Source organism: Ruegeria sp. CDSB086, from assembly GCF_059611065.1.
In genome coordinates, this window is the sequence record NZ_JBXWOV010000002.1 from 87,545 (window position 1) to 112,669 (window position 25,125).

General features: G+C 58.6%; 22 protein-coding genes. 7 read left to right on the top strand and 15 right to left on the bottom strand.

Annotated features, from left to right (window positions below; translation table 11 throughout):
- Positions 1-40: 40 nt before the first annotated feature.
- Genes AC2FIO_RS04080 through AC2FIO_RS04100 form a run of 5 tightly spaced genes read right to left on the bottom strand, consistent with a single transcriptional unit; the run spans position 41 to position 6,254 of the window.
- Positions 41-1,969 (bottom strand): acetyl/propionyl/methylcrotonyl-CoA carboxylase subunit alpha, encoded by a 1,929-nt coding sequence (locus tag AC2FIO_RS04080; RefSeq protein ID WP_496695835.1) that lies wholly within the window; start codon positions 1,967-1,969, stop codon positions 41-43.
- Positions 1,970-1,972: 3 nt separating this feature from the next.
- A complete protein-coding gene (locus AC2FIO_RS04085) occupies positions 1,973-2,398 on the bottom strand; it encodes an ASCH domain-containing protein (protein WP_496695837.1) in 426 nt (141 codons plus the stop codon).
- A 1-nt stretch (position 2,399) separates the two neighbouring features.
- Entirely contained in the window at positions 2,400-4,004 is a 1,605-nt protein-coding gene (locus AC2FIO_RS04090; RefSeq protein ID WP_496695838.1) for a carboxyl transferase domain-containing protein, read from the bottom strand.
- On the bottom strand, positions 4,001-4,801 hold the full coding sequence (locus tag AC2FIO_RS04095) for a hypothetical protein (RefSeq protein WP_108861589.1): 801 nt from the start codon (positions 4,799-4,801) through the stop codon (positions 4,001-4,003). Before AC2FIO_RS04095 ends, AC2FIO_RS04090 begins: the two co-directional genes overlap by 4 nt.
- Positions 4,791-6,254: an AMP-binding protein gene (locus tag AC2FIO_RS04100; RefSeq protein WP_496696507.1), complete on the bottom strand. Its 1,464-nt coding sequence runs from the start codon at positions 6,252-6,254 to the stop codon at positions 4,791-4,793. The genes AC2FIO_RS04095 and AC2FIO_RS04100 overlap by 11 nt, the downstream gene beginning before the upstream one ends.
- Before the next feature lie 205 nt (positions 6,255-6,459).
- Between AC2FIO_RS04100 and AC2FIO_RS04105 the strand changes: the two genes are divergently transcribed.
- A complete protein-coding gene (locus tag AC2FIO_RS04105; RefSeq protein ID WP_109310444.1) occupies positions 6,460-7,065 on the top strand; it encodes an OmpW/AlkL family protein in 606 nt (201 codons plus the stop codon).
- 54 nt (positions 7,066-7,119) lie between these two features.
- Here AC2FIO_RS04105 and AC2FIO_RS04110 read toward each other — a convergent pair whose 3' ends face one another.
- The 3 genes from AC2FIO_RS04110 to AC2FIO_RS04120 form a co-directional block, all read right to left on the bottom strand.
- The gene (locus AC2FIO_RS04110) at positions 7,120-8,283 is read right to left on the bottom strand and encodes an isovaleryl-CoA dehydrogenase (RefSeq protein WP_282153997.1); all 1,164 of its coding nucleotides are present in this window, start codon (positions 8,281-8,283) and stop codon (positions 7,120-7,122) included.
- A 156-nt stretch (positions 8,284-8,439) separates the two neighbouring features.
- On the bottom strand, positions 8,440-9,630 hold the full coding sequence (locus AC2FIO_RS04115; protein ID WP_496695841.1) for a DegT/DnrJ/EryC1/StrS family aminotransferase: 1,191 nt from the start codon (positions 9,628-9,630) through the stop codon (positions 8,440-8,442).
- Positions 9,631-9,669: 39 nt separating this feature from the next.
- On the bottom strand, positions 9,670-10,341 hold the full coding sequence (locus AC2FIO_RS04120) for an HAD-IA family hydrolase (RefSeq protein ID WP_496695843.1): 672 nt from the start codon (positions 10,339-10,341) through the stop codon (positions 9,670-9,672).
- 133 nt (positions 10,342-10,474) lie between these two features.
- Here AC2FIO_RS04120 and glmU point away from each other — a divergent pair, with 133 nt between their 5' ends.
- Genes glmU through AC2FIO_RS04140 form a run of 4 tightly spaced genes read left to right on the top strand, consistent with a single transcriptional unit; the run spans position 10,475 to position 14,898 of the window.
- On the top strand, positions 10,475-11,830 hold the full coding sequence (glmU, locus tag AC2FIO_RS04125; RefSeq protein WP_496695845.1) for a bifunctional UDP-N-acetylglucosamine diphosphorylase/glucosamine-1-phosphate N-acetyltransferase GlmU: 1,356 nt from the start codon (positions 10,475-10,477) through the stop codon (positions 11,828-11,830).
- 3 nt (positions 11,831-11,833) lie between these two features.
- Positions 11,834-13,657, top strand: coding sequence for a glutamine--fructose-6-phosphate transaminase (isomerizing) (gene glmS / locus AC2FIO_RS04130; protein WP_496695847.1), 1,824 nt, complete (start codon positions 11,834-11,836; stop codon positions 13,655-13,657).
- Between the two features lie 3 nt (positions 13,658-13,660).
- Entirely contained in the window at positions 13,661-14,203 is a 543-nt protein-coding gene (locus AC2FIO_RS04135; protein ID WP_496695848.1) for a pyridoxamine 5'-phosphate oxidase family protein, read from the top strand.
- A gap of 8 nt (positions 14,204-14,211) precedes the next feature.
- Positions 14,212-14,898: a DNA alkylation repair protein gene (locus tag AC2FIO_RS04140; protein ID WP_496695850.1), complete on the top strand. Its 687-nt coding sequence runs from the start codon at positions 14,212-14,214 to the stop codon at positions 14,896-14,898.
- Here AC2FIO_RS04140 and AC2FIO_RS04145 read toward each other — a convergent pair.
- Positions 14,886-15,302: a hypothetical protein gene (locus AC2FIO_RS04145; RefSeq protein ID WP_058274375.1), complete on the bottom strand. Its 417-nt coding sequence runs from the start codon at positions 15,300-15,302 to the stop codon at positions 14,886-14,888. The two genes, AC2FIO_RS04140 and AC2FIO_RS04145, sit on opposite strands and share 13 nt — an antisense overlap.
- Before the next feature lie 90 nt (positions 15,303-15,392).
- Between AC2FIO_RS04145 and moaA the strand changes: the two genes are divergently transcribed.
- Together moaA and AC2FIO_RS04155 are read left to right on the top strand one after the other, a co-directional pair.
- Positions 15,393-16,400, top strand: coding sequence for a GTP 3',8-cyclase MoaA (moaA, locus tag AC2FIO_RS04150; protein ID WP_496695853.1), 1,008 nt, complete (start codon positions 15,393-15,395; stop codon positions 16,398-16,400).
- A 1-nt stretch (position 16,401) separates the two neighbouring features.
- Positions 16,402-17,700 carry a 3-deoxy-D-manno-octulosonic acid transferase gene (locus AC2FIO_RS04155; protein WP_496695855.1) on the top strand — a complete coding sequence of 433 codons (1,299 nt, stop codon included), beginning with the start codon at positions 16,402-16,404 and terminating at the stop codon, positions 17,698-17,700.
- Positions 17,701-17,780: 80 nt separating this feature from the next.
- Here the strand turns inward: AC2FIO_RS04155 and AC2FIO_RS04160 are convergent, their stop codons facing one another.
- The 6 genes from AC2FIO_RS04160 to AC2FIO_RS04185 all read right to left on the bottom strand — a co-directional run bounded on the left by AC2FIO_RS04160 (position 17,781) and on the right by AC2FIO_RS04185 (position 25,083).
- Complete coding sequence (locus AC2FIO_RS04160; protein WP_496695856.1) at positions 17,781-18,944, bottom strand: M20 aminoacylase family protein; 1,164 nt, start codon at positions 18,942-18,944, stop codon at positions 17,781-17,783.
- A gap of 59 nt (positions 18,945-19,003) precedes the next feature.
- Complete coding sequence (locus tag AC2FIO_RS04165; protein WP_496695858.1) at positions 19,004-20,146, bottom strand: MFS transporter; 1,143 nt, start codon at positions 20,144-20,146, stop codon at positions 19,004-19,006.
- Positions 20,147-20,216: 70 nt separating this feature from the next.
- On the bottom strand, positions 20,217-21,494 hold the full coding sequence (locus tag AC2FIO_RS04170; RefSeq protein WP_282168803.1) for a DUF3422 family protein: 1,278 nt from the start codon (positions 21,492-21,494) through the stop codon (positions 20,217-20,219).
- A gap of 107 nt (positions 21,495-21,601) precedes the next feature.
- Positions 21,602-21,958 carry a VOC family protein gene (locus AC2FIO_RS04175; protein ID WP_282119160.1) on the bottom strand — a complete coding sequence of 119 codons (357 nt, stop codon included), beginning with the start codon at positions 21,956-21,958 and terminating at the stop codon, positions 21,602-21,604.
- Positions 21,959-22,043: 85 nt separating this feature from the next.
- The gene (locus AC2FIO_RS04180; RefSeq protein ID WP_109313492.1) at positions 22,044-23,498 is read right to left on the bottom strand and encodes an NAD(P)(+) transhydrogenase (Re/Si-specific) subunit beta; all 1,455 of its coding nucleotides are present in this window, start codon (positions 23,496-23,498) and stop codon (positions 22,044-22,046) included.
- 13 nt (positions 23,499-23,511) lie between these two features.
- Entirely contained in the window at positions 23,512-25,083 is a 1,572-nt protein-coding gene (locus tag AC2FIO_RS04185) for a Re/Si-specific NAD(P)(+) transhydrogenase subunit alpha (protein WP_496695862.1), read from the bottom strand.
- Positions 25,084-25,125: the final 42 nt, after the last annotated feature.

The following is a 25,125-nucleotide window of genomic DNA, read 5'->3' on the forward strand; positions in this document are numbered from 1 at the left end:
TTCGATTCGACTGTGCCACGTTGTTCGAAAAGGGGACAGTTCATTCCTCCTCCAGCCGGACCAACGCGGCCCCAGCCTCAACCTGCGCCCCGGCATCCGCCAGCACTTCGGCAACGATGCCGTCACGGGCGGCCAGCAGGGAATGTTCCATTTTCATGGCCTCAAGGATTGCCAGCCGGTCGCCTTCCTGCACGGCTTGACCCACCTGCGCAAAGACAGCTTTGACCAGACCCGGCATCGGGGCCTCAATCACATTGGTGTCGCCAGCGGCACCGGCATCGCGGTCCAACGGATCAACAATTTCCAGGACTTGACCATAGTTTTCAAAGACTGTGATCTGCGAACCCGAGACAGACACGCGCGGCATAGGGGCTCCGTCGATCATCCAACCGCCCGGACCGCGCTGGGCAAGGATTGTTTGCTCTCGGACCTGCCAGACCTGACGGTTCTGACCTTCTACCTGAACGTCCAGATCAATATCATCACCTGCCCGCAAATGGACCGCGCGATGCAGCGGTGCCCACAGCGAAAACCCTGTTTCCTCAACTGTATCCACCAGATCCAAAGCCGTCATCGCGGCCGCGACGATCGAAGACGCCGGGATCGGCTCTGCACGGGCCAGCACATCCAGATCGCGACCAATCAGGCCAGTATCAACATCACCGACGGCAAAGCCCGGATGCCGCGTCAGTGCACCCAGAAAGCCAAGGTTCGTGACTGTCCCCGCAACCTCAGTGCCTTTCAGGGCGCGATGCAATTGTTCCAATGCGACAGCGCGTGTGGGGCCGTGCACGATCACCTTCGCGATCATCGGATCATACCAGGGGCTGATCGTATCGCCCGCACGAACGCCACTATCTGCGCGGCATGCCGCCGGAAAGCGCAGATGGGTCAGTGTACCGGTCGCCGGCAGAAAGCCCTTTGGCACGTCCTCGGCATAAAGCCGCGCTTCGAAGGAATGGCCTGAGATCGACAGGTCACTCTGCTGCTTCGGCAGGCTCTCGCCCGCCGCAACACGCAACTGCCATTCGACAAGGTCCACGCCGGTGATCGCCTCGGTCACCGGGTGTTCAACCTGCAGGCGGGTGTTCATCTCCATGAACCAGAAACGGTCCGGACGCAGCCCGTCCGAGGCATCCACGATGAATTCAACCGTCCCCGCGCCTTTGTAACCAATGGCCTCGGCGGCACGCACGCCCGCCTGCCCCATCGCCTCGCGCATCTCAACGGTCATGCCCGGAGCTGGAGCTTCTTCGATTACCTTCTGATGTCGCCGTTGCAGGGAACAGTCGCGTTCAAACAGATGCACCGCATGGGTGCCGTCGCCAAACACCTGAACCTCGATATGGCGGGGCTTGGAGACGAATTTCTCGACCAGAACAGCATCATTGCCAAATGCGGTGCGGGCCTCACCCCGGGCGCTGTCCAATGCCTCGGTAAAATCTGCGGGCCGCTCGACCAGCCGCATGCCTTTGCCACCGCCACCCGCGACGGCCTTGATCAGGACCGGATAGCCAATCGTGTCGGCCGCACCCGCCAGATGCTCGGGGTCCTGATTGTCGCCGTGATACCCCGGAACAACCGGCACGCCTGCCTGCTCCATCAATACCTTGGCCGCGTCTTTGAGACCCATCTTGCGGATCGCATCCGCCGAAGGGCCAATGAAGGTCAGGCCAGCCGCCTCGACCGCATCCACGAAATCGGGGTTTTCCGAGAGAAATCCATAACCCGGATGGATCGCCTGCGCCCCGGTATCGAGCGCGGCTTGAATGATCACGTCGCCCTTGAGATAGCTCTCAGCCGGCGCCGCACGACCAATATGAACAGCCTCGTCCGCCATCTGCACATGCCTGGCCGACGCATCAGCATCAGAAAACACAGCCACGCAAGTTACACCCATTTTCTGAGCGGTTTCCATCACCCGACAAGCAATCTCGCCCCGGTTGGCGATCAGGATTTTTTTGAACATAGTTTAGCCCTTATCCACCAGGTCTTCGATCAGGCGGAACCGTTCGCAAAGCAATTCCATCTCGGGATCAAACCCGCCGTTACGCTCAAAGTAACGCCGGTGATCCTCACGCCACCCATCTAACGTTTCGTTTTCACCCTCGGCCAAGGCGAAGTCTTCGGTCATGTCACAATAGCGGCAGATCGAAACTTCGACCGTCTCAATCACCAATGCGGGACGATCATCCCATTCAAGGGCAATATCGCGCCGCCCAACAACCGGGGTATCAAGGCTGCCTTCGGGATAATCGCGCAGTGCGCCGCAGGTTGCCGTTTTTTGCCCTGCCCGAACCAGCGCTAAAAGCTCGGCACTCAGGATTGCACTGTCGCCGAATTTGAACGTCTGTGCATCGGGATAACGCGCTTTTATTTTTTCCAGGTCGATGCTCATCTTACATCCTGAACACGCCAAAGCGTGTCTCCTCAATCGGCGCATTCAGTGCCGCGTTCAACGACAAGGACAGCACGTCCCGGCTTTTGCGCGGGTCGATAATTCCGTCGTCCCACAGCCGCGCTGAGGCATAGAGCGGATGGGATTGTTCTTCGAACATCTCCAGCGTGGGGCGCTTGAACTCGGCCTCTTCTTCCGCCGACCAAGTTCCGCCCTGGCGTTCAATCCCATCGCGTTTTACGGTGGCCAGAACACCCGCCGCCTGCTCTCCACCCATCACGGAAATGCGCGAGTTTGGCCATGTCCACAGGAACCGCGGTTGGTAGGCCCGTCCTGACATGCCGTAATTCCCCGCTCCGAATGAGCCACCCACCAGCATGGTGATTTTTGGCACATTGGTCGTCGCGACCGCAGTCACCATCTTGGCCCCATGCCGCGCGATGCCTTCGTTTTCGTATTTCCGCCCAACCATGAAGCCAGTGATATTTTGCAGAAACACCAATGGAATTTTGCGCTGTGAACACAGTTCCACAAAATGCGCGCCCTTTTGCGCAGCTTCCGAAAACAGCACGCCGTTATTGGCGATGATCCCAACCGGGCAGCCTTTGACATGAGCGAACCCTGTCACCAGCGTCTCACCAAAGCGCGGCTTGAATTCGTCAAAGCGCGAGCCATCGACCAACCGCGCAATCACCTCGCGAATGTCATAGGGCGTGCGCAGATCGGCGGGGACGACGCCCAGAATCTCTTCGGGGTCATAGGCCGGATCCTCGGGGTTGGCCCAATCCACCGTCTGTGGCTTGCGCCGGTTCAGCGATCCGACGGCCCGCCGCGCCAAAGCTAGCGCGTGGGCGTCATCCTCGGCCAAATAATCCGCCACCCCGGACAGGCGCGTATGGACATCTCCGCCACCCAAGTCTTCGGCGCTGACCACCTCACCCGTCGCGGCCTTGACCAAAGGTGGTCCGGCGAGAAAGATGGTGCCCTGTTCCCTGACGATGATCGTTACATCTGACATCGCGGGCACGTAGGCCCCGCCAGCCGTACACGACCCCATCACCACAGCGATTTGCGGGATGCCCTTCGCGCTCATCCGCGCCTGATTATAGAAGATGCGGCCAAAGTGATCGCGATCGGGAAACACCTCATCCTGATTGGGCAGGTTTGCGCCGCCGCTGTCGACCAGATAGATGCAGGGCAGTTGGTTTTCCTCGGCAATCTCTTGCGCGCGCAGGTGCTTTTTGACTGACAACGGATAATAGGTGCCACCCTTCACGGTGGCATCGTTGCACACCACCATGACCTCTTGCCCCTGCACCCGGCCAATCCCTGCAATTACCCCGGCACAGGGAGCGGCGTCGCCATACATCGCATGCGCCGCCGTCGCGCCGATCTCAAGGAACGGCGACCCCGGGTCCAACAGGTTCGCCACCCTACGACGCGGCAGCATCTTGCCCCGCGATTCATGCCGTGCGCGGGATTTTTCGCCGCCGCCCATGCGGGCGGCCTCGGCGGCGTCGACAATTTGCGCCAACGCGTCCAGATGAGCCGCGCGGTTTTCCCGGAAGCCTTTGGACGAGGGCAAAGCAGAGGATCGGAGCTTCATCTTGTGTACTCTCTTAGAAAATCTCGAACGGGGTTTTCGCTGACTGCAAAGCTCTGCATCAGACGCGCGTAACCTTGCGCCACGTTGCTGGAACAAACTGCGTCAAGTTTTTTGATCTCTGGCTCTTCCAGAAAATCTTCCAGATCCGACATCGGGACCATAAAATAGTAGTCAAATGGCAGCATCTCGGCCGCCATCTCCATCGCCTCGATGGCCTCTTCGTTATCCCCGCGGCACAAATAGGCCAGGGATAGGTTGTGATAGGCGCCTCCCATTGCGTCATAGTCGCCGTCCGCCTCGTACTGGCTCACGGCAAGTTTGAAACGCCCGACGACTTCGCGATTGTAAAAATTCTCATCAGCTTGCGCTTCCGGCAGGAACATCGAGACATAGGCCAGATTTTCATCATGCCATCCGTCGGTTTGCATCTCGGTGCTGAAGACACTTCTCAGCATGCGAATTTCGGGTTCATATTTCAAGGTGCTGTAAGAGGCAGAGATCGCATCTAAATAGTTGTCGTAAAATGCAATTTTTCGTTTGTCTTCGTCATCAAGGCTCGCCACTCGACCGGCTACTTTGCGCAATTCAGAGATAGCCTCGTCGGGATAATCATAATAAACTAGAAGGTCTGCCAGTTGCAGTTGCTCTATGACTGCAATTTTGTCTTCGACGGCTTTATCGATTGTGTCCCGCATCCACGTCTCGAAGTAAGCCTTACCGGCCCAAGCCGCGCCAATGACCGCAATTGCCGTCGCGCTGAATTCAATCCCCGTTCTGATACTGGACTTATCCGCCATGATTTCCCTCCTCAGACGCGCGACGCTTCAATTCCTTTCGGATTACTTTTCCGGTCACGGTCAAAGGCAACTCTTGCACAAAAGCCACTTCACGGGGGTAAGAATAATGCGCAAGGCGGGTTTTAACCCACTCCTGCAACTCGGATTCCGAGGCGTCAGCCGCCGGTTTCAAAACCACATATGCCTTGACGATTTCTGTCCGCAGCTTGTCGGGCTTGCCGACCACGCCCACCGTTGCCACCGCCGGGTGGGTCAGCAGGCAATCCTCGATCTCTGCCGGGCCGATACGATAACCGGACGAGGTGATGACATCATCGTCGCGCCCTACGAAACGCAGGTACTCACCCTCCCACACACCGCGGTCGCCGGTAATCAGCCAATCGCCGCGAAATTTCTCAGCCGTTGCCTCGGGGCGGTTCCAATATTCCAACAGCATTGAGGCCGAGCCTCGCCGGATGGCCACGTCACCCTCATCAGCCGTCGGGTTGCCGTCCTCGTCGATCACCGCAATTTCGTGCCCCGGGACCGGTTTGCCTATGCAGCCGGGCCGCACCGGGAAGTCATCTGAGCAGGAAGAGACAACCATGTTGCATTCGGTCTGGCCGTAGAATTCGTTGATCGTTAGACCGAAGGCCTTCTGCCCCCATGCTAACATCTCGGCCCCCAGCGGCTCACCCCCGGACGCGACTGACCGTAGCCCGGGAAGTGCCTGATCCGCCGCCTTGAGCATTCGAAGTGCCGTTGGGGGAAAGAACACGTTTCGCACACCACCGCGCGCAATCACATCGGCGCAGGCTTCTGGGGTGAATTTATCCAGCCGTGCGGCGACTACGGGGATTCCCAGCGCAAGACCGGGCATCAGCACATCGAACAACCCGCCGATCCAGGCCCAATCGGCCGGTGTCCAGAGGCAGTCGCCTTCGCACAGGTTGTTATGGCTGATCGAAACCCCCGGAAGGTGGCCGGTCAGCACCCGGTGGCCATGCAACGCACCTTTCGGGCTTCCCGTGGTGCCAGAGGTATAGATCAACACCGCCGGATCCTCTGGCCCGGTGTCAGCGAATGGCACAACGCCTCCGTCTTCGCCAATCTGGTCCGCCATGAGCGGTTCTGCCAAGTCGCCTAACAGCGTCGCGCCGTCCGGGTCGGTCAGCACAACCTGCGCTCCGGCATCGCCTACCCGAGACCGCAGGGCATCTTGCTTGAATAGTTTGAACAACGGCACAGAGATCGCGCCGATTTTCCAGATCGCCAGATGCGCCGCCGCACACCACGGTGACTGGCTGAGCAACACGCCCACGCGATCCCCCGGCTGCACTTTCTTCGACAGCGCACGCGCGATGCCGTCTGTCATTTCAGCAAGCTGCCCGTAGGTGACGCGCCGCTCGTCGCTTCCTGTCAAGTCGATCACGGCGACCTGATCCGGTGCGTGATCAAGACACTGACGCGCCATATTCAGACGAGATGGCACGTCCCAGCCCCCCGCTGAACGCAAACCCGGTATGCGATTAGCTTCTGGCACGCTGCAATTCCCTTATTTTCAAGGGCCTTACCGGAGAAACCTCCGATGACCCCGTCACACAAATTTGATGCAGATCAGAGTGCGCGGATCGCGCGGCTGTCAATTCAATCTCATCAACTGAACCAAAGGCAAGACCATGACCAACAAACTCGCCGCTTTGACACTTTCCACCGCGCTGGTGGCGCTTGCCGCCCCCGCCTTTGCCCAATCGCAGGGTGATTGGACCGTCGGTGTCGGTGTCGGTTACCTCAACCCCAAGTCCGATAATGGCACGCTGGCCGGACAAAAGGCCGAGATCGACTCGGACACCCGCCCGATCTTCACTGCCGAGTATTTCATCCGTGACAATCTGGGCATCGAATTGCTGGCCGCGACACCGTTCAAGCACACCGTAACCCTGGGCGGAAGCACCGAGGCTGGCACCGTCAAGCACCTGCCGCCCACCCTGTCGCTGAACTATCACTTCCCGACCAACAGCGCATGGAAGCCCTATGTCGGTGCCGGTCTGAACTACACCATCTTCTTCGACGAGCAGTCCGCACTGGGTGATCTGAAGGTCGATGACTCTTTCGGTGTCTCGCTGCAGGCCGGTCTGGACTATATGGTCTCGGACAATGGTGCTGTCCGTCTGAACGTACGTTGGTTTGATATCGACACGGACGTCAAACTGAACGGAACCAAGATCGGCAAAGCCGATATCGATCCCTTCCTTGTCGGCGTATCCTACGTTCATAAGTTCTGATCCTTCCAAGGAAAACGCTTCGCAGTTCCCTCGTCTGCGAAGCGTTTTCTTCTCTCAGCGCATCTCGTTCATCAGTTCCCGCCCGATCAGCATCCGGCGGATTTCGCTGGTGCCCGCGCCAATCTCCATCAGCTTGGCATCGCGGAAAATCCGGCTGACCGCCGAGTCAGACAGGAACCCTGCCCCACCCATCGCCTGAACAGCCTGATGCGCCTGCGACATGCCCTGTTCTGAAGCATAAAGACAGCACGCCGCCGCATCCTGACGGGTTACATCCCCCCGGTCACAAGCCTTGGCGACCTCATAGACATAGGCCCGTGCGGAATTCATCGCGGTGTACATATCGGCGATCTTGCCCTGCATCAGTTGAAAGCTGCCGATCGGTTTGCCGAACTGCTTTCGCTCTGCCAGATAGGGCATGATCTCATCCAGACAGGCCGCCATGATGCCGGTTCCAATTCCGGCCAGAACCACACGTTCGTAATCCAGCCCGGACATCAGAACCGCAACGCCCTTACCTTCTTCGCCCAAAACGTTTTCGAACGGCACCTCGACATCTTCAAAGATCAGCTCGGCCGTGTTCGAACCGCGCATCCCCAACTTGTCGAAATGGGGCGAGGTCGAGAAGCCCTTCATCTCTTTCTCAATCAGAAACGCGGTGATGCCCTTCGATCCGGCCTCCGGGTTGGTCTTGGCATATACGACCAGCGTATCCGCGTCCGGCCCGTTGGTGATCCAGTATTTGTTGCCGTTCAGCCGGTAGTGATCATTGCGTTTTTCCGCACGCAACTTCATCGACACAACATCGGATCCGGCGGAAGCCTCGGACATGGCCAACGCACCAACATGTTCGCCCGAGATCAGGCGCGGCAGGTATTTCGCCTTTTGCTCGTCATTACCGTTCAGCTTGATCTGATTGACGCACAGGTTCGAATGCGCGCCATAAGACAGAGAGACCGAGGCCGATGCCCGCGCAACCTCTTCCACAGCTACAGTGTGGGCCAAATAGGACATCCCTGCCCCACCGTATTCCTCGGACACAGTGATGCCGAGCAAACCCAGATCGCCCATCTCTTTCCAAAGCTCGTTTGGAAATGCGTTCGAGGCATCGATTTCACCCGCCATCGGCTTGACCCGCTCCTGCGCCCACCGGTGTACCATTTCACGCAGGGCATTCACGTCCTCGCCCAGATCAAATTGCATGGCCGCCGTGAACATAAGCGATCTCCTCTTTCGCATTAATGAACAGTTGTTCAATAAATAGCAGCGAATCTGAATTGGGTCAACGACGGCATCCCAAAAACAAACCGCCGCCCTGATCGGGGCGGCAGTTTCATACAAATAAAGCGTGCGCGTCACGCGCACTCGATTGGATTACGACTGATACACTGCGCTCACCTCTGCCCGAATGATCCGTGCGATCAGCGCGCAATCATCAAGCGAAAAGGTTAAGGGAACGCGCATGTCGACGATCCCGGCGAGGATTCGATCACTTTTTGGCATCGGCGCGCTGTCGGCATATCGCCAGCTGTCATAGCGCGATGTAAAGCCGTTCGGCTCGGCCCCGCCGAACCACTTAAGCTCGACCCCCCGGGCCGCGCAGCGCTGGATAACCTCGTTTACCCGCTCCGCCGACCAATCGAGCAACAGGAACTGGATCGAGGAACCGACAAATGTCTCGGCCTCTGGCCGGTCGACAACGCTCAGACCTGGCGTCTCGCGCAGGCCTTTTTCGATTTCGAAATAGCGTTCGTTCCAGCGTTCAATCTGCCGATCCAGATCGCGCAATTGCGGGCGCAGGATTGCGGCCCGCAGATTATCCATTCGCCCCGAGACATTGGGGGTATGATACTTGATCCGCTCAAACACCTCTGGCCCCGGTGCCGCAAGGTGGCGTTCGTACAGCATGTAGGACCCCGACAGCATCGTTGCCTTTGCCGCCAGTTCCTCATCATCGGTGATAAGCAAGCCGCCCTCGCCCGAATTGACGTGTTTGTAGGTCTGGCAGGAATAGCAGCCAATCGCGCCTTGTCGGCCCGAAACCTGCCCATGCCACGCAGCGCCCATTGTGTGGGCGCAATCCTCGATCACCGTGACACCTGCGGCATCGCACATCTGCATCAGCCGATCCATGTCACACAGATGACCACGCATATGGCTCAGCATCAAAACGCGGGCCTGATCCAGCTTGGTTTCGAGATCGTCCAGATCAATCGTAAGGTCTTCGGTCACACCCACAAAAACGGGGCGCGCACTGACCGAAGCAATAGATCCGGGCACAGGTGCCAGAGTGAACGTGTTCGTCAGCACCGGGTCCCCCGGGTTGACCCCCACGGCCCTCAGTGCCGTTGCCATCGCATAGCCGCCCGAGGACACGGCCAGACAGTATTTGGCACCTGTCTGGGCGGCAAATTCCTGTTCCAGCAGGGCGGTTTCGCCCAATTCGCCAGGTACGACGTTATAACGATGCAGACGCCCGTGGCGCAGTACCGCCAGCGCGGCCTCAACCGCCTCTTCTGGAATGGGTTCCTGCTGTGTGAAGCTGCCAGTGAATATCTCGGTCATAAGAGTGTTCTGGTCCTGCAAAACGTTCGGGTCAAGGGATTACGCGGCCGCGCCAATCAACTCTGCAACCAATTCTGGTAAATCATGGAAATGGTGCAGCAGAGCTTCGGGTTCCAGCGCGGCCATATCATCGCCGGACGGGCCGAAGGTAACCAATACCGACGGCACACCCGCGGCGCGGGCCGTGTTTCGGTCAGTGTCGGAATCGCCAATCAGAACACATAAATCAGGATGACCACCCGCCCGGCGTGCAGCTTCACGCAGCGGTTCCGGATCAGGCTTGCGCACCGACAGCGTGTCTGCACCAACTAAAGAGGCAAACAGGTCACGCACTCCCATCTGCGTGAGCAACTGATGGGCCAAGGCTTCAGGCTTATTGGTACAGATGCCAACCCCGTAACCTGCGGACTTCAACATTTCCACTGCGTCCAGCGCGCCAGGGTAGAAATGGGTATGCGTGTCGATATCGTCGGAATACGCTTCAAGCAGCATCGGGTAGTAGTCTTGAACCGTTGCATCGTCATAAGCGCCCACCCGTTTCAACCCATGGGTCAGCATCATTCGGCCACCGCGCAGCGCAACGCCCGCATCTTCGCCGTGAACCAACACATCCCCATGCCCCATATGCCGAAAACAGTGGTTGGCGGCGGCCAGCAAATCGCCCGATGTATCGGCCAAGGTCCCGTCCAGATCGAAGATAACCGTACGCATTTTGCCCCCTAATTCGGCGAGACTTCGCCATAAGTGTTGCAAACGGCAATCTTGTTTGATGCCCGAACCGCTTGCGACTTTGAACTCAGCGGATAAAACGGGCCGCAACAAAACACAAAGAGAAATCGTTTTTATGACCATCGCCCTTGTTATCCTTGCCGCCGGAAAAGGCACCAGGATGAATTCGGATACCCCGAAAGTTTTGCACCCGATTGCCCAAACGCCGATGTTGGTGCACGCGATGCGCGCCGGTGCGGTGCTGTCACCCGAACGAACCGTTATTGTCACTGGTCACGGCTCTGAGGAGGTTGCTAGGACCGCCACTGCCGAGGATGAAGCCGCGCAGATTGTCGTTCAGGAAGAACAGCTTGGAACAGCGCATGCAGTTGCGCAGGCGCGGGATGCACTGGCCGATTTCGATGGCGATGTGATCATCCTTTACGGCGACACGCCCTTTATCGACCCCAGAACACTGGAGCGTATGATTGAGGCGCGCGCATCCTTTGATCTGGTCATGCTGGGCTTTGATATTGCCGAAGTTCAGCCCCGCTATGGCCGATTAATCATGGATGGCGAAAAACTGGTCGAAATCGTCGAGTACAAAGACGCAACCGAAGAACAGCGCGCCATACGCTTTACCAACAGTGGATTACTGGCCTGCAACGCAAAAGTACTGTTCGAATTGATTGACGCGGTCGGCAACGATAACGCCTCGGGTGAATACTACCTGACCGAAATCGTGGCACTGGCAAATGCGCGCGGTCTGTCGGCAACTGCCATCAAATGCGATGAGGCTGAAACGCTGGGCGTGGACTCTCGTGCTGATCTGGCTGCGGCCGATGCCGAGTTTCAGACCCGTGCGCGCAATGAGTTGTTGGCTTTGGGCGTGACGCTGATGGCCCCCGAAACGGTTTATCTGTCCGCTGACACGATCGTAGGTCGAGACACGGTGATCGAACCCAACGTCGTCTTCGGCCCCGGCGTTACCGTCGAAAGCGGCGCGACGATCCGTGCGTTTTCGCATCTGGAAGGGTGTCATGTCAGCCGCGGTGCCATCGTCGGCCCCTACGCGCGCCTGCGCCCAGGTACAGAACTGGCCGAAAACACCCGTATCGGCAATTTCGTTGAGACAAAGAATGCCCAGATCGCTGAAGGCGCTAAGGTCAACCATCTCAGCTATATCGGCGACGCCTCGGTTGGAGCGTCGACCAATATCGGCGCGGGTACGATCACTTGTAACTATGACGGCGTGATGAAGCACCAGACGACCATCGGAGAGAACGTCTTTATCGGCTCCAACACTATGCTAGTTGCCCCGGTTTCTGTCGGTGACGGCGCGATGACCGCAACAGGTACAGTCGTCACGCGGGATGTAGAACCCGACGCGCTGGCCGTGGCACGTGCCAAGCAGGACAACAAGCCCGGCTATGCGCGCAAATTGTTTGAGATGTTGAAGGCGAAGAAGGCTCGCCGCAACAAGGGAGCCTGAGTTATGTGTGGAATTGTAGGTGTACTGGGTGAGCATGAGGCCGCGCCAACTTTGGTCGAGGCGCTAAAACGTCTTGAATATCGTGGCTATGACAGCGCCGGGATTGCCACGGTCAATGGTGGCACGCTTGGACGTCGTCGGGCGGTCGGCAAGTTGGTCAACCTGAGCGATCTGCTGGTGCACGACCCGCTGCCCGGCAAATCCGGTATTGGTCATACCCGTTGGGCTACCCATGGCGTACCGTCGGTGACCAACGCGCACCCGCATCAGGCCGGCCCTGTGGCGGTTGTTCATAATGGTATCGTCGAAAACTATCGTGAGTTGCGGGCAGAACTGGCCGAACATGGCATCGGTTTCGCGACCGAGACGGACACCGAAACCGTCGCCCTGATGACGGAGTATTACCTTAAGACAGGCCTGTCGCCGGTTGAGGCCGCCTTCAAGACCATCGATCAGCTTGTTGGTGCGTTTGCGCTGGCCTTTCTGTTCGACGGTCAGGACGATCTGATCGTCGCCGCGCGCAAGGGATCACCTTTGGCGATCGGTCACGGAGATGGTGAGATGTACGTAGGTTCAGACGCCATCGCACTGGCCCCGCTGACCGACCGTATCACCTATCTTGAGGAAGGCGACCGGGCTGTTCTGACCCGAACCTCTCTGGAGATCCGCAACGAAGCCGGTGAATTGGCTAATCGCGAGACTCGCCAGATCAAACTGGACCACACACAGACCGAAAAGAACGGCCATAAACACTTCATGGCCAAGGAAATTGCCGAACAACCCATCGTGATTGCCGACGCGATCCGGTCATACCTGCCAAGTGGTGGTGATCAGGTGGTTCTGCCTGGCGACGATCTGGATTTCACCAAACTGGATCGTTTGACCATGGTGGCTTGTGGCACCGCATTTTACGCCTGCCTGACGGCGAAATACTGGTTCGAGCAATTGGCCCAAATGCCCGTCGAGGTCGATATCGCCAGCGAGTTCCGCTATCGCGAACCTCCGATCACGGAGCGCACGATGGCGCTGTTCGTCAGTCAGTCGGGTGAAACTGCCGACACTCTGGCGGCGCTGCGCTATTGCGAAGGCAAGGCGGACAAGATCGTCTCGGTCGTCAACGTCCCCGAAAGTTCGATCGCCCGCGAAAGCGATATCGCCCTGCCCATCCATGCGGGCGTTGAGATCGGCGTGGCTTCGACCAAGGCGTTCACGTGTCAACTGAGCGTTCTGCTGATGATGGCGCTCAAGGCGGCTGCGGATCGTGGTACGCTGACCGACAACGAGCTGGCCGACCACTATGCCGCGCTACGCGGCCTGCCAACGGTGATGAATGCAGCGCTGGATCAGAATCCGGCCATCAAGACGTCCGCACAGCGCCTGTCCGAAGCCCGCGACGTTCTGTTCCTGGGTCGCGGCCTGATGTATCCGCTGGCGATGGAGGGGGCGCTGAAGCTCAAGGAAATCAGTTATATCCACGCCGAAGGTTATGCTTCGGGTGAGCTGAAGCACGGACCAATCGCCCTGATCGACAAGAACATGCCTGTGGTGGTCATGGCCCCGCGCGACGCCGTGTTCGACAAAACGGTGTCGAACATGCAAGAGGTGATGGCGCGCAAGGGTAAGGTCATTCTGGTCTCGGACGATGACGGGATTGCCGAGGCTGAAGATGGCGTGTGGAGCATCATCCGGATGCCGCATGTCCACCCTAGCCTGGCGCCGATCCTCTACTCGGTCCCGGCGCAACTGCTGGCCTATCACACGGCGGTGGCCAAAGGCACGGATGTAGACCAGCCGCGCAACCTGGCAAAATCGGTTACAGTGGAGTGAGACATGGCCAAGCAATTTCCGGAACTGGACGACGGGCAGCGTAAATTCATCGAAGAACAGCACATGTTCTTCGTCGGCACTGCGGCACCCGACGGACGGGTCAACATCTCGCCCAAGGGCATGGATTCGCTACGCGTTCTTGGCCCGAACCGGATTGCATGGATGAACCTGACCGGCAGCGGCAACGAAACCGCCGGTCATCTGCTTGAAGCGAACCGCATGACGCTGATGTGGTGTTCGTTCACGACCCGCCCCATGATCCTGAGAACGTATGGCACCGCGCGCACGCTGCATGTGGGGGACGATGGCTGGGATGAATTGGCTGGCCTTTTCCCTGATCACCGCAGCGCGCGTCAGATCTATGATCTGGATATCGATGTGGTCCAGACTTCGTGCGGCTATGCCGTGCCGTTCATGGAATATCAGTCCGAACGCGACACGATGCAGAAATGGGTCGATGGCAAGTCCGACGAGCAGATCCAATCCTACTGGGTTGAAAAGAACCATCAGACCATTGATGGCAAACCCACGCGCACCCGACCCTGAGTTTATTGATGCTTGAAGCCTATCTGAACCAGATCAAAGCCCATTCCGATCCCGAGCGCGCCGAACAAATGGCGGCCTACCACAAGGCCGACCGCACCCATCTGGGCGTGGCAAACCCGATCCTGAATGATCTGACCAAAACCTGGCGACAGGAGTTGGATGTGGCAGCGCGCGTCGAATTGGCAGATGCGTTGTGGCAGACCAATATCCACGAAGGACGCCTTGCCGCTGCAAAACTGCTGACACAGGCACGCATACGACCTGATGATGCCGTTTGGGACCTGCTGCAAAGCTGGTTGCCGGATTTTGATGCCTGGGCTGTGGCGGATCACGCCTGCATGGCGATGCAAAAGCGCCTGTCAGCCGACCCTTCGCGGCTGGATCAGGTGGAAAGCTGGACAAAATCGGACCACATGTGGACCAGGCGCGCGGCGCTGGTGGCGACCCTGCCCTGGACCAAACAGAACCACCCCAAACCGGAAGACCTGCAACGCCGAGACCGCATTCTGGGTTGGGCTGCAGGCTACGTGCCCGATCGCGACTGGTTCATTCAAAAAGCCGTCGCTTGGTGGCTGCGCGAATTGTCCAAGCACGACCCGGACCGGGTCATTGCCTTTTTGAAAACACACGGCGACGTGATGAAGCCATTTGCGCGAAAAGAGGCCGGTAAATATCTGAAAGGTCAGTTGGAATAAACTTCCAGCTCAACCAGTTCATCAAATGGCAGCAGCAGGGCCCGCATCGCATCCAGCGAAAGGCGGCTGCCGCCCCCGGCTGGCCCGGATGCCGGAATCAGCGTGATATAGGCCTGCGCGCCCGTCCGCGGTACAACCACGCGCCCGGTGAATTCAGTCTCCACCAAAGACGTTTCCAGCCATCGACCAGGTGTTGTGGGATCTCCCAGACCGGCAATCGTGGTTTTTGGACCGAGCCAACCAGTGGCGGCAACGGCAACGGGTTGCGGCTCGACCACCTCTTCTACAACGGCTGGTTCTGCCTCTTCAGGGGGCTTGTCACCACCAAAGACACGATCGGTGGTCGACCGAACGGTGTCACATCCCGCCACCAGAACACAAAAAGCCAAAAGCGCATATCTCATGACGCAAACCTATCGCCCTGCGCGCATCTGTTCCAGCGCAAAGCGCAGTTCGCCCTTGTCGCAGGGCGGTTGCAGCTTTACCTATGTCGCATGACAGCTCCGCTTATCGACCCGTTCGCACGTGCCATCACCTATCTCCGCGTATCCGTCACGGATCGCTGCGATTTCCGCTGCGTCTATTGCATGTCCGAGGACATGACCTTTCTGCCCAAGAAAGACCTACTGACGCTGGAAGAGCTTGACCGCATGTGCTCGACCTTTGTGAACATGGGTGTTGAAAAGTTGCGCATCACCGGCGGTGAGCCTCTGGTGCGCCGCAATATCATGACATTTTTCAATTCGATGACCCGACACCTGGACAGCGGCGCACTGAAAGAGCTGACGCTAACCACCAATGGTTCGCAACTGCACCGATTTGCCGATGATCTGTACGCCGCAGGTGTGCGTCGCGTGAACGTATCGCTGGATACGCTGGACGAGGATAAATTTGCCAAGGTCACCCGTTGGGGACGCCTCAAACAGGTTCTTAACGGAATCGACGCCGCGCAGAAAGCGGGTCTGCGGGTCAAGATCAATGCGGTCGCCTTGAAAGGGTTCAATGAACCCGAATTGCCAAAGATCACCGAATGGTGTGCCGAGCGTGATATGGATCTGACCTGGATTGAGGTCATGCCCATGGGTGATATCGGAAACGAAGACCGCCTGGACCAGTACTGGTCTCTTGAAGATGTGCGCAAGGAATATGAAAAACATTATTCCGTCACGGATCTGGCCGAACGTACCGGTGGCCCTGCGCGCTATGTACGGCTTGAGGATACAGGCCAGAAAATCGGCTTTATCACACCGCTGTCGCATAACTTCTGCGAAAGCTGCAACCGCGTGCGCCTGACCTGCACCGGTGAGCTGTACATGTGCCTTGGGCAAGAGGATATGGCCGACCTGCGCGCGCCGCTGCGCGATCATCCCGACAGTGATAGATCATTGGAAGAGGCAATCAGGTCCGCGATCACGCTCAAGCCCAAAGGGCATGATTTCGACTATTCCCGTCAGGCCGTCGGCGGCCAGATGAGCCGCCACATGAGCCACACGGGCGGCTAAAGTGCCAAACAACCCCGACCAGCCAACGCTGCTGTACAAGCTGTATTGCGGCCTGACTTCCATTGCGGCCCCGCTGGCATGGCGCACGGTTCGCAAAAAGCTGCAGACGGCGGGCGTTCCCGAAACGCGCCAGCAGGAACGCCTTGGCCACGCCACGCAAACCCGCCCGGATGGGCAGCTGATCTGGTTCCACGCCGCCAGCGTTGGCGAAACTCTGTCCGTCATCAGCCTCATCAAACGTCTGGGCGAACGCCTGCCCCAGGCTGAGTTTCTGATTACCTCCGGAACTCCAACTTCGGCCGCGCTGATCGAAAAACGAATGCCACCGCGCGCACGCCATCAATACCCACCACTGGACACAGCCGGACCGGTGAAGCGTTTTTTGGATCACTGGCGCCCTGACGCCGGCGTCTTCGTCGAAAGTGAAATCTGGCCACGCCTGATTGTCGAAGCATCTCGGCGCGAGGTTCCGCTGGCGCTGCTCAACGCGCGTCTATCGGATCGCTCGGTCGAGGGATGGAAGAAGCGACCCAAAACCGCGCGATTTATTCTGGACCATTTCACACTGTTCCTAACCCAGAATGACAAGACGGCGGGAAATCTTATCGACATGGGTGCACTCCCCGATCGGGTACAGCCCGGCACCAACCTCAAAGCCATGTCGGACCCCCTGCCGGTCGATCGGACCACGCTGAGCGATATCCGCGCTCAAACCGCCGACCGCCCGGTCTGGATCGCCAGTTCGACCCATGCAGGTGAGGAAGAAGCGGTTCTGGCCGCGCATGCCAAGCTGTTGCAACGCTGGCCCGATCTGCTGCTTCTGCTGATCCCCCGGCACCCCGAACGACGGTCAGAGGTTGCAGATCTTCTCGAGTCCGCCGGGCAGTCCGCCGCCTTCCGCACCAAGGGCGACAAGATCGCGCCGCAGACTCAAGTTTACGTCGCTGACACACTGGGCGAAACCGGCACATGGTACGCATTGTGCCCAATCGTGTTCCTGGGCGGCTCGCTCAAGGAAATCGGCGGTCACAACCCGTTTGAGCCCGCACAGGCCGGTGCCGCTGTGATCACTGGTCCGGGGTACTTCAATTTTTCTGAAACCTTCGCGCCACTGATCGAAAGCGGTGGCGCGGCCGAGGTCAACTCCGCCCCGCAACTCGCGGATGCCGTTGCAAATTTGTTGTCAGACGACACCGCGCTGGACAAAGCGCAGGCTGGCGCGAAATCCTGCGTAAATCTCCAGAAATCCGCGTTGGGCGATGTGATCAACACCTTGTGCGAGACACTCAGCCTCGCCTGACGCAGCAAGGGTCCACTTTCATCTGCCATAAATATCCCGGGGAGCGCGAGGGGCTGGCCCCTCGCTTCCTTACGCCTACATCAGGCTGCGGGCATCCGTTGTTCCACGATCCCGGCCCACCAACTGCATCCAGCCGGAATCGCCTCGTCGTTAAAATTGTATTCAGGATGATGCACAGCAGCCGTGTCGCCATTGCCAACCAGGATGTAGGCTCCTGGCCGTTCTTCCAGCATAAAGGCAAAATCCTCACCGCCCATGATCAGGGGCGCTTCGTCACAGTTTCCGGACACCGAGCGCGCGACATCCGCTGCAAAATCGGTTTGCTCGTCGCTGTTTACCATCACCGGATAACCCCGGTAATAGGTCACATCGGCCGCGCCGCCAAAGGTGGTGGCGATACCTGCGCAGATTTCCTGAACGCGCTTCTCAGCCAAGTCGCGCATTTCCTTGCTCATCGTGCGCACGGTCCCTTTGATCTTCACCGATTGGGGGATCACATTGAACGCGTTTGACGACGTCTCAAACGACGTGACCGAAACCACAAGACGATCAATCGGATCGGCATTGCGCGATGCAATGGTCTGCAGCGCCAAAACGGCCTGCGCAGCCATTACCGTAGTGTCGACCGTTTCATGCGGCTTGGCAGCGTGCCCGCCTTTACCTTCGAAAGTGATATCGAACTGATCTGTTGCCGCAAAAAAGGCACCAGGCCGAATGGCGAAACTGCCCACCGGGCGGCCGGGCCAATTGTGCATGCCATAGACCTCCTGAATGCCCCAGCGGTCCATCATGCCGTCTTCGCACATCTCGCGCCCGCCGCCACCGCCTTCTTCAGCGGGCTGGAAGATCACAACCACGGTGCCGTCAAAATTGCGCGTCTCGGACAGGTATTTCGCGGCCCCCAACAGCATGGCCGTATGCCCGTCATGCCCACAGGCATGCATCGCGCCATCGGTTTTTGAGGCATAGTCCAGCCCGGTCGCCTCGTGGATCGGCAGCGCATCCATATCCGCCCGTAGCCCGATCACCTTGCCGCTTGTGTCCGTCTTGCCCTTGATCACGCCGACAATTCCGGTTCGGCCGATGCCTGTCACCACTTCATCACAGCCAAAGTCCCGCAACCTGTCGGCGACCAGGGCACTGGTGCGGTGGGTTTCGAACAGGATTTCCGGGTTTTCATGAATATCGCGTCGCCACTCGGTGATTTCACCCTGCAACTCGGCGAACCGGTTTTTGATCGGCATGTTGGTCTCCTAACTGTTGGTTTTCCGGCCTGCTGCTCCGCTATGGCTCCGCCATGACTTCAATCTGTTTCGGCGGGTCGCAACGAACCCGCCAACAGGACGATGAATACGGCCAGCGGCAACAGCGCCGTGAATGCTATGCGCAATGTAAGCATCTCTGCGAGAAACCCAATAAGCGGTGGGCCAATCAACAGGCCTCCGTACCCCAGCGTGGCGACGCTGGCGATCGCCTGCCCCGGCGGTACGTTGGGATCACTTGCCGCCCGGCTGAACGCCAACGGCATGATCACCGCGTACCCGATCCCCATCATCGCAAAACCTGCCAATGCCAGTCCTGCCTCGGCAGCGGACACAACACAGAACACACCCAAAGCGGCGCAAGCCCCGCCAAATCGCGCTGTTGCCACCGGTCCAAACCGCGCAATGACAAACCCGCCTGCCAAGCGGAAAGCAACCATGGCTACCGAGAATACCGCATAGCCCAATGCCGCAATGCTTTCGGCGGCGTCGGTCACGTCCCGTAGGAAAATCGCACTCCAATCCGCCACTGCACCTTCCCCCAAAGCTCCGCACAGAGCGGTGAAGCCCACAAGGATCAAAGCGCCTGAAGGCAAAGCAAAAACCTTGCCTCCGGACACGGCCGCGCGGCGCGATGTCCAGCGTACCCATGACAATGCCAATGCCAGCCCAACGACGATCCCGCCCGCCAGCAAAAAGTGTTGGATCACTGTCAGCCCCATCTGCACCGCTGCAAATCCGCTGAGGGCGCCCAACCCAGCCCCAAGGCTCCACATCGCGTGGAATGATGACATCACGGGCTTCTTGTACGCCTGCTCAACCTCCGCCGCCCAGGCGTTCATCGCCACATCCATCGAGCCGTGGAAAGCCCCGAATACAAACAAAAAAGCCGCAAGCGACCAAAAGCTACCCGCGAGGGCCAGAAGGATCAACGAAACCGTATAGAGAACGGCAATGTACCGCGTCAGAACCACCGCGCCGAACCTGTCGGTCAACCGGCCTGTGATCGGAAATGAACACACCGCGCCCGCCGCCATGAACAACAGGCCATATCCCAGTGTCTCATGCGTCAGGTCCAGTTTGTCCCGGACCGCTGGAATGCGCGATGCCCAGATGCCGAACAATGCGCCATTCAATATGAACATGGCGGCCACGGCCCGCCACGCCGACACGATTCCAATCACAGAGAATTCCTCGACCCAAGTGTCAAACGCGTTTGTTGTACAACTCGCAGGTCCAAAGGCAAATACGGATCTACTCCAACCGCTTTCGAATCCTGCGAACGGCAAACCATACCGCCAAGACAACCGGAATCGTCACTGCTGCGCTTAACATCCCTTTACTGATCCCGGCACCCGTCAGGGGGTAGAGCAGATAGCTGACCAGCGATACAGCGTAATAGCTGATCGCGACCACGGAAAGCCCCTCGACCGTGTGCTGCAGACGCAGTGCCAGATCCGCCCGGCGATCCATACTTTCCAACAGGGCCTGGTTCTGTGCGCTTCGCTCAACATCTACGCGGGTTCGCAGCAATTCCCCTGCACGGATGGCCCTATCTGACAGGGCTTGCAGGCGACGTTCCGTGGATTTCACCGTACGGATCGCCGGGTCGTATCGGCGCATCATAAAGTCCGCAAAGTTCTGACCGCCTTCAAAACGCTCTTCGCGCAGGACCTCAATCCGCTGATTTACGATGGCCTCATAGGCACCCGTGGCTCCGAACCGGAACGAACACTGCGCCGCCAAAGTTTCCAGTTCAATCGAGGTCGACAGCAAGTCCTGAAGCAACTCGTCGGGCTGGGCAGAATTGTCGGTCATCTGCCCCATCAGGCGCGTCAGTTTTTCATCCAGCTTTCCGATACGAGGCATCAGTTGTTTGACCCGCGCAAAACCCAGCATAGACATTGCCTTGTAGGTCTCGATTTCACACAAACGCTGGACGATCCGTCCCGTCCTGCGCCGACCGGTTCCATTCGCGACAAACAGCGCAAACCGCATGTGCCCTGCCGGATCGATACGAAAATCACTTGCACAAACAGCTGCGTCATCCAGCACCCGAGCAACAGCCAGGCTTTCTGGTTCGAACCATTCCAGCAGCTTGGATTTGATCACCTCGTCGCCTTCGCGTTCGACAACACGCACCATGGCCGACGTGACCCTCTGACCGGGGCTGGCCATCAACCAGTCGGGGGGAAAAACCTCAAAATCAGCCGGGTTGAACGCACGCTCGCTGACGTTCTGGGCGATGGCCGTATAGGTCACGAACTCGGTATGTTGTTCCCACTTCAACCAATGGCGGCCGATTTGTCCGGCATAGTGTGTGGCGTCCGGCTGCGGATGCTGCGCCCCGTGGCGGTCGAGAAGATCGATCAGGTGATCCAGATCTTCGCGGCGATCCCGTGCGACGGCGGCAACAGATTTCTTGATCGCAAGAAAGACCACTGTACAGGGCATTGCCGCCACCGGAAAGGGACGGGCGTGCAATTCATTAGCCAGCGCATAGCGCAGCGGATGGTCATCTATCGGCGTCATCTTGGGCTCCGTTTCGTCCGAGGCACTATACGACACCTATAAAATTCATCAATTCTCTTTTTATTTCATATACTTACAAGGATACTACGGTATACAAACCCGCTATCTCATTGATTTGGCTGCCACAGCTCGATCGGGTTGCCCTCAGGGTCATGGATGCGCGCGAACTTGCCAACCTCACTGTCCCACTCTGCGTTAGTTTCAACCTTGATCCCTGCGGCTTCAAGCTGTGCAATCATGGTGGCTAGGTCATCGACACGAAAATTGATCATCCACTGCTGCTCGGATCTTCCGAAGTACGCGGTGTCCTGCGCAAAGGGGGCGAAGACTGTGTAACCCTCGCGCTGTTTCCATGGCTCCGGGATATAGTGATTTACGCCCAGGTGCTTTTCATACCACGCGCTCAAGGCCTCGGGATCACGAGCGCGAAAGAACACGCCGCCTATGCCGTTCACTTTTTCCATCGGGCACCTCCTTTTCAATTCAGAATACACCAAAAACAGAAAAGGCGCCCACTGGGGCGCCTTTCCGATAGTTATCCTGACCCGTTCAGTCGATCATGGGCAGTAATTTGTCCAGGCTTGCCTTTGCGTCGCCGTAGAACATGCGGGTGTTTTCTTTGAAGAACAGCGGGTTTTCGATGCCCGAGTACCCGGTGCCTTGGCCGCGTTTGGACACGAAGACCTGCTTGGCCTTCCAGCATTCCAGAACCGGCATGCCGGCGATGGGGCTGTTGGGGTCTTCCTGCGCCGCAGGGTTCACGATGTCGTTCGAGCCGATGACGATGGCCACATCCGTTTCGGGGAAGTCATCGTTGATCTCGTCCATTTCCAGCACGATGTCGTATGGCACCTTCGCCTCGGCCAGCAGCACGTTCATGTGGCCCGGCAAACGGCCCGCGACCGGGTGGATCGCAAAGCGCACATTCTTGCCCTGTGCCCGCAGCTTGCGGACCAGTTCGGACACCGATTGCTGTGCCTGCGCCACCGCCATGCCGTAGCCGGGGATGATGACAACGCTGTCAGCGTCGTTCAGGGCCGCAGCCACACCGTCGGCTTCGATGGCGATCTGCTCGCCCTCAACCGCCATCTGCTCACCCTGTGGGCCACCAAAGCCGCCCAGGATCACGCTGACAAAGTGACGGTTCATCGCCTTGCACATGATGTAAGACAGGATCGCACCCGACGAGCCCACAAGCGCACCAACCACGATCAGCAGGTCGTTACCGAGGCTGAAGCCGATCGCCGCAGCCGCCCAGCCCGAGTAGCTGTTCAGCATCGACACAACCACCGGCATGTCGGCACCGCCGATACCCATGATCAGGTGATAGCCGATGAACAGCGCCGCCAGCGTCATCAGGAACAGCGGGAAGAAGCCGCCCGATGCGGTGTACCAAATCAGACAGATCAACGAGAGACCCGCCGCTGCCGCGTTCAGCGCATGACCGCCCGGCAGCTTGGTTGCCGTAGACGTCACCTTGCCCGCCAGCTTGCCATAAGCCACGACCGACCCGGTAAAGGTGATCGCACCGATGAAGACGCCCAGGAACAGTTCGACATGCAGGATCGACAATTCCGCCGGGGTTTTCTTGGCGATCAGTTTGGCAAACCCTCCGAGGCCCGTGTACAGAACTTCTTTCGAGGCATCTGAGACCGCCATCACCTCGGCGACATTCAAAACTTCAAAATGCGCGTTGTATCCGACGAACACAGCTGCCAGACCGACCAGCGAGTGCATCGCGGCCACCAGCTGCGGCATCTCGGTCATCTGCACGCGCTGTGCGACGTACTGACCGATCAGACCACCGCCCGCGATCAGCAGCAGCGACAGCAGCCACAGACCCGAACCGGGACCAACCAGCGTGGCAAAAACCGCCAGCGCCATACCGACGATGCCATACCAGACCGCGCGCTTGGCGCTTTCCTGGTTCGACAGGCCGCCGAGCGAAAGGATGAACAGAACAGCCGCAACAACGTAGGCGGCAGTAGTGAAGCCAAATTCCATGTGCCCGGCCTCCTTAAGATTTCTGGAACATGGCGAGCATGCGCCGGGTTACGAGGAAGCCGCCGAAGATGTTGATCCCGGCCATGAAGATAGACAGCGCCGCCAGCAGAATGACCAGGATCGACCCCGATCCGATCTGCATCACAGCCCCGACGATGATGATCGACGAGATCGCGTTGGTGATCGCCATCAGCGGTGTGTGCAGGCTGTGCGCGACGCCCCAGATCACCTGGAAGCCCACAAAAATGGCCAGCACAAAGACGATGAAATGCTGCATGAAGCTGGCCGGAGCGATCAGCCCCACCAACAGCATCAGCGCGCCACCAACACCCAGCAGGGTGAACTGCTGTTTGGTCTGCGCCTTGAAGGCCGCAACCTCCTGTGCCTTTTTCTCTTCCGGGGTCAGTTCCTTGACTTCCGGTTTCTTCTGCGCCGCGATCGCCTGCACCTTGGGTGGCGGCGGCGGGAAGGTGATGTCCCCTTCAAATGTCACAGTCGCACCGCGGATCACGTCATCTTCCATGTCGTGATTGATCTGGCCGTCCTTTTCAGGCGTCAGGTCAGTCATCATGTGACGGATGTTGGTCGCGTACAAAGACGAGGATTGCGCCGCCATCCGGCTGGGGAAGTCGGTATAGCCGATGATGGTGACGCCATTGTCGGTCACGATCTTCTCATCCGCCACGGTCAGCTTGCAGTTGCCGCCCTTTTCCGCCGCAAGGTCAACAATGACCGAGCCCGGCTTCATCGCCTCGACCATATCCATGGTCCAAAGCTCGGGCGCTTCGCGGTTCGGGATCAACGCGGTGGTGATCACGATGTCTATCTCGGGCGCCAATTCACGGAACTTGGCAAGCTGCGCCTCGCGGAATTCATCCGACTGAACGCTGGCGTAACCACCGGTTGCTGCACCGTCCTGCTGGTCTTCTTCGAAGTCCAGATAGACGAACTCGGCGCCCATGGATTCAACCTGCTCGGCCACTTCGGGGCGTACGTCGAACGCATAGGTGATCGCACCCAGCGAGGTCGACGTCCCGATCGCGGCCAGACCGGCCACACCGGCACCAACGATCAGCACCTTCGCAGGCGGAACCTTACCGGCAGCCGTCACCTGACCGGTGAAAAAACGGCCAAAGTTGTTGCCCGCCTCGATCACCGCGCGGTAACCGGCGATATTGGCCATCGACGACAGCGCGTCCATCTTCTGCGCGCGGCTGATCCGCGGCACCATTTCCATGGCGATGACATTGGCACCCTTGGCCTTGGCCGCCTCCATCCCCTCTTCGTTGCCCGCAGGGTTGAAGAAGGAAATCAACGTCTTACCCTTGGTCAGACGCTTCAGCTCAGCCTCGTTCGGTTGACGCACCTTGGCAACAATGTCGGCCTGCTTCCACAGCGACGCAGCCGTCTTGACGACCTCAACCCCAGCTGCCTCATACGACGCATCCGAAAATCCAGCCGCAGCACCAGCACCCTTCTCAATCAGACATTCATAGCCCAACTTCTGAAGCTGCAACGCTGACTCTGGCGTCATCGCAACACGGTTTTCACCGTCATAAGTCTCTCTCGGTGTGCCTATCTTCACTGGCAGTCCCCCTAATTTTCACTCTGACCGAGCGGGTGGTCG